At 72.1% G+C, this 4,745-nt stretch carries 6 protein-coding genes; 3 read left to right on the top strand and 3 right to left on the bottom strand.

Annotation, left to right across the window (positions count from 1 at the left end; genetic code table 11):
• Positions 1-90 precede the first annotated feature (90 nt).
• The gene (locus G6031_RS15600; protein ID WP_067716627.1) at positions 91-1,125 is read left to right on the top strand and encodes a DNA-directed RNA polymerase subunit alpha; all 1,035 of its coding nucleotides are present in this window, start codon (positions 91-93) and stop codon (positions 1,123-1,125) included.
• Positions 1,126-1,159: 34 nt separating this feature from the next.
• A complete protein-coding gene (rplQ, locus tag G6031_RS15605; protein WP_182616005.1) occupies positions 1,160-1,765 on the top strand; it encodes a 50S ribosomal protein L17 in 606 nt (201 codons plus the stop codon).
• 109 nt (positions 1,766-1,874) lie between these two features.
• On the opposite strand, the gene G6031_RS15610 is transcribed toward rplQ, so the two are convergent.
• Genes G6031_RS15610 through G6031_RS15620 form a run of 3 tightly spaced genes read right to left on the bottom strand, consistent with a single transcriptional unit; the run spans position 1,875 to position 4,251 of the window.
• Positions 1,875-2,771: an SGNH/GDSL hydrolase family protein gene (locus tag G6031_RS15610; protein ID WP_182653748.1), complete on the bottom strand. Its 897-nt coding sequence runs from the start codon at positions 2,769-2,771 to the stop codon at positions 1,875-1,877.
• Between the two features lie 32 nt (positions 2,772-2,803).
• The gene (locus tag G6031_RS15615) at positions 2,804-3,733 is read right to left on the bottom strand and encodes a hypothetical protein (protein ID WP_182653749.1); all 930 of its coding nucleotides are present in this window, start codon (positions 3,731-3,733) and stop codon (positions 2,804-2,806) included.
• On the bottom strand, positions 3,730-4,251 hold the full coding sequence (locus tag G6031_RS15620) for a ClbS/DfsB family four-helix bundle protein (RefSeq protein WP_182653750.1): 522 nt from the start codon (positions 4,249-4,251) through the stop codon (positions 3,730-3,732). Before G6031_RS15620 ends, G6031_RS15615 begins: the two co-directional genes overlap by 4 nt.
• Positions 4,252-4,298: 47 nt before the next feature.
• Here G6031_RS15620 and G6031_RS15625 point away from each other — a divergent pair.
• The coding region (locus G6031_RS15625) for a tRNA pseudouridine synthase A (protein ID WP_182653751.1) at positions 4,299-4,745 on the top strand (447 nt) is incomplete at its 3' end.

Here is a 4,745-nt window from a genome sequence, read left to right on the forward strand (position 1 = left end):
GCCGGGCGGGCCGCACATCGCGGCCCGCCCGGCGACGGTGGGTTACTACGGCGTCAAATAGCGGACGCCGAGAATCGAAAGAGGTAGCACATGCTCATCTCCCAGCGGCCCACCCTCACCGAGGAGGTCGTCTCCGAGAACCGCTCACGGTTCGTGCTCGAGCCCCTCGAGCCCGGTTTCGGCTACACCATCGGCAACTCCCTGCGTCGCACGCTGCTGTCGTCCATCCCGGGCGCGGCCGTGACCAGCATCCGCATCGAGGGTGTCCTGCACGAGTTCACCACCGTGCCGGGCGTCAAGGAGGATGTCACCGACATCATCCTGAACCTCAAGGGCCTGGTCGTCTCGTCCGTCGAGGACGAGCCGGTCACCATGTACCTCAAGAAGCAGGGCCCGGGAGCCGTCACCGCCGGTGACATCGTCCCGCCGTCCGGCGTCGAGGTGCACAACCCGGACCTGCACATCGCCACTCTCAACGAGAAGGGCCGTCTGGAGATCGAGCTGGTCGTCGAGCGCGGTCGTGGCTACGTCCCCGCGGGGCTCAACAAGGACGCGGGACACGAGATCGGCCGCATCCCGGTCGACTCGATCTACTCGCCCGTCCTCAAGGTCACCTACAAGGTCGAGGCCACCCGTGTGCACCAGCGCACGGACTTCGACCGCCTGGTCCTGGACGTCGAGACCAAGAACTCGATGACCGCCCGTGACGCCCTGGCGTCCGCGGGCAAGACGCTGGTCGAGCTCTTCGGCCTGGCACGTGAGCTCAACGACGAGGCCGAGGGCATCGAGATCGGGCCCAGCCCGGCCGAGGCCGATCACATCGCCGCCTACGGCATGCCGATCGACGACCTGGACCTGTCCGTCCGGTCCTACAACTGCCTCAAGCGCGAGGGTGTCCACACCGTGGGCGAGCTCGTGGCGCGCAGCGAGTCGGACCTGCTCGACATCCGCAACTTCGGTCAGAAGTCGATCGACGAGGTCAAGGTCAAGCTCGTCGAGCTCGGCCTGTCGCTCAAGGATGCGCCCCCCGGGTTCGATCCCGCCTCGGTCGCCGGCTACGACGCCGAGACCGGGACGTGGACCGACGAGGGCGGCGAGGATTACGCCGAGACCGAGCAGCTCTGACGAGCTCTCAGCACACCATTCCTAGGAGAATCTGATGCCCAAGCCCAAGAAGGGCGCCCGCCTCGGCGGATCCCCGGCCCACCAGCGGCTCATCCTGTCGAACCTGGCCACCCAGCTGTTCGAGCACGATGCGATCCGTACCACGGAGACCAAGGCGAAGCTGCTTCGTCCGTACGCGGAGAAGCTCATCACCAAGGCGCGCCGCGGCACGCTGGCCGACCGTCGTGAGGCCGCCAAGCTCGTCCGCAACAAGGACGTCCTGCACAAGCTGTTCGCCGAGATCGGCCCCCGGGTCGCCGACCGCGACGGTGGCTACACCCGGATCGTCAAGCTCGAGAACCGCAAGGGCGACAACGCGCCCATGGCGATGATCGCGCTCGTCACCGAGCCGCTGGCGTCCGCCGAGGCCACGCGCGCCACCCGCGCCGCCGCCTCCAAGAAGTCGGCCGACACCTCGGCCACGGAGTCCACCGACGACGTGACCACCGATGAGGTGACCGCCGAGGCCGAGGCCAACAGCCCGATCGCCGATCAGGTGGAGGCCGCCGACGACGCCGACGTGGACACCGCCGAGGAGACCGCCGACGCGGTGTCCGAGGACACCACCCACGCCACCAGCGAGGACACCGACAAGGCCTGAGTCGCGTCAGGCCCGATCCGTCACGGATCCGGTGTGAGGGCCCCGCCCACCGCGTCACGCGGTCGGCGGGGCCCTCGTCGTCGTCCGGTCGTCGTCCCGGCGGTCCCCGTCAGAGAACGGCGCCCACGGCCTCGGCCATCGCGCGGTGCCCCGCCGCGGTCGGGTGCATGGGATGCGACCCCGTCTCCTCGCCGGTGAAGTCGGTGTAGCGCTCCGTGGCCGGCGCGCAGGCGTGGCGTTCGGCGGCGTCCGCGGGCTGGACCACGTCCGCGCCCGCCCGTGCGGCGGCGTCCGAGACGATCATGTTGATCCGCTCTGTCACGTGCCGTGTCCAGGTGAAGTCCCCCGGGCTCATCCCGGAGACGAACTCACAGCCGCCGTCGTCCGGGACCAGCGGGAGGTAGGCGGTGGTGACGATCCGCGCGTCGGGGGAGCGGTCGCGGATGCCGTCGTACACGCCGTCCAGCCGGGCGCCGAGGGCGTCGAGCCGGTCGGTCACGGCCACCTCGAGTCGGTCGCGGCACGGTGCCCCGGTCTCCGCCCGCGGGGTCTGGAGGATGCACCCGACCATCGCGCCGAACCCGATGTCGTTGCCGCCGATCGACAGGGTCACCAGGTCCGTGTCCGGGGTCAGGGCGTCGAACTGGGCAGGTGCCTCGGCGAGCTGGGGCCCGGTCATGTGGGTGGTCTCCGCGCCGCCACACGTGACGTCGACGAGCTCACCCACGTCCTCGCGCTCGGCGAGCAGCGACGCGTAGTTCGCCGTGGAGCGCAGGCATCGCGCGGGCCCGCTCGTGGGGGCGTCGGTCGGACCCAGGGCGGCGAACGAGTCGCCCAGGGCCACGTAGCGGGCGTAGGTCGGGCCGGCGTCGGGAGCGAGGCCGGTGGCGGCGGTGAGGGGTCCGGCCTGCGGGCCCTCGTCGTCGTCGCCCGAGGTGCACGCCCCCAGGGTGGACGCGGTGGCGAGCGCGGTGGCGGCGAGGACAGCGATCCGGCGAGACGTCATGTCCCCATCCTGGCCGAGCCGGGAGCGGGGCGTCAGACGTCCACCCCGGTCCGGCGCAGGATCCGCAGGGCGGCGACCGTGATCCACGGGTTCGGTTCGCGGGGAGGCGGGTACTCCACGTGGGTGACACCGGGGTAACCGCGCGCACCGCACCAGCGGCCGTCCCGGCGTCGCCGCCGGAGGATGTCGAGGCCCTCGGCGAGTCTGCCGTCGCCCACCACACCGGCGTGGGTGACGGCGTCGAGGCCGCGCAGTACGTCGTACCGCCACCGTGCGGGGTGATGGAGGCGGGTGAACTCCGGGCGGATCACCTGGCCGGTCCGGTGGCTCCGGAACAGGCGGTGGACGAGGAGGAACTCGACGGCCCCCGCCCGCGCCTCGGCGACCTCGTCGGCGCGATGCGTGTGCCCGGTCGCGAGGTAGGCGGTGAACCCCTCGATGACGCACGTGGTGGTGTGCACGGAGGAATGCGTGGCCCCCGACCGCGTGCTCCGACAGTTGAAGCCGCCGTCCGCCATCCGCTCGACGAGGATCGCGTCGACCACGCCGGCCAGCAGAGGGGTGTCCGCCCCGAAGTGGCCGCAGTAGGTCAGCGCCATGCCGTTGATGCACACGTCGCTGCGGGGCGAGGACAGGCCGGCGCTCAGGCCGCCGTCGTCACAGCGCGGCGCCTCCAGGACCATCCGCGCGGACCCGGCCGCGCGGGGCTCACGAGGGTCCAGGCCCAGCCACGCGAGCTCGAGCAACGTGTAGTGGGTACTGGTCCACTTCGGCTGGTAGAAGCCCGACCCCCAGTGCCCGTCCGAGCGCCGCACGTCGAGGATCTCCGCGCCCACCCCGGAACCGGCGATGGCGGACCGCAGCACGGGGTCGTCGTCGCCCTCGAGATCGCGGGCGGCGAGGTACGCGGTCGACGGGTCGGCCGAGCGCAGCCACGGCAGCACGTCGGGGTGGGCGGTCATGGCGTCGGTAGTGCGCGCTGGATCCGTCGGAGGGTCTTCTGCCCCCACACGTAGTGGCTCGAGGTGGCCGAGACGAAGTACGAGCCGAGGGTGGTGCTCTTTGTCCAGGCGTAGTGGCCGCGGGTGAAGAGCTCGTCGTCGGAATGCGAGGCGATCGCCTCGAGGCACCGGGCGTGGCTGCCCGCGAGGAGGTCGACGGCGTCGGCGTACGACGTGCCCAGGTAGCGCTCGCGGATCTCGGCGTTGATCGCCGGCGTCTCGCGCCAGGTGCGACCCTCACCGGGGATCCGGGGCGTGCCGCCGGCCTGACCGGCCTCCGCCCAGCCCAGCGCGAGGAGCTGCCAGGCGTGGATGTGGGTGAGGACGTCGCGCGGGTGCCGGGAGGTGTCCTCGATGTCCGCCTCCCAGGTGAGGTCGGCCACCACCGCGGGGTCGAACCGGCCGAGCGCGAGGCGCAGCCGCTCGTACTCGCGGGCGGCCGCCTCGAGGAGTGCGGACCTGGTGGTCGGGCGCGGCATGACCCGAGCCTGCCACGGCCGGGGCCGGTGGGCTAGCGTCGACGGTCATGATCACCCCGTCGGAGTTCGCGTCCGACACGCCCACCCGCCGGATCCGCCTCGACGTGGCCTACGACGGCACCGACTTCTCCGGGTGGGCCCGCCAACCCGGCCTGCGGACGGTGTGCGGCGTCCTGGAGGAGAAGCTCGGGACGGTGCTGCGGAACCCCGTGACCCTCACCGTCGCCGGACGCACCGACGCCGGGGTCCACGCCCGGGCCCAGGTCTGCCACCTCGACGTGGACCCGGCCTGGCTGGACCAGCGGTCGTTCGGCGGGCGTCCCGAGGCGCTCGTGCGCCGACTCGCCCGGCTGCTGCCCGCCGACATCGCGGTGATGGACGCCCGCTGGGTCCCGGGGGAGTTCGACGCCCGCTTCTCCGCGCTGCGCCGGCACTACGAATACCGGCTCACCACCGCGCCGTGGGGGCCCGAGCCCACCCGCGCCCGCGACACC

Source organism: Dietzia sp. CQ4, assembly GCF_014145125.1.
Taxonomy (GTDB): Bacteria; Actinomycetota; Actinomycetes; order Mycobacteriales; family Mycobacteriaceae; genus Dietzia; species Dietzia natronolimnaea.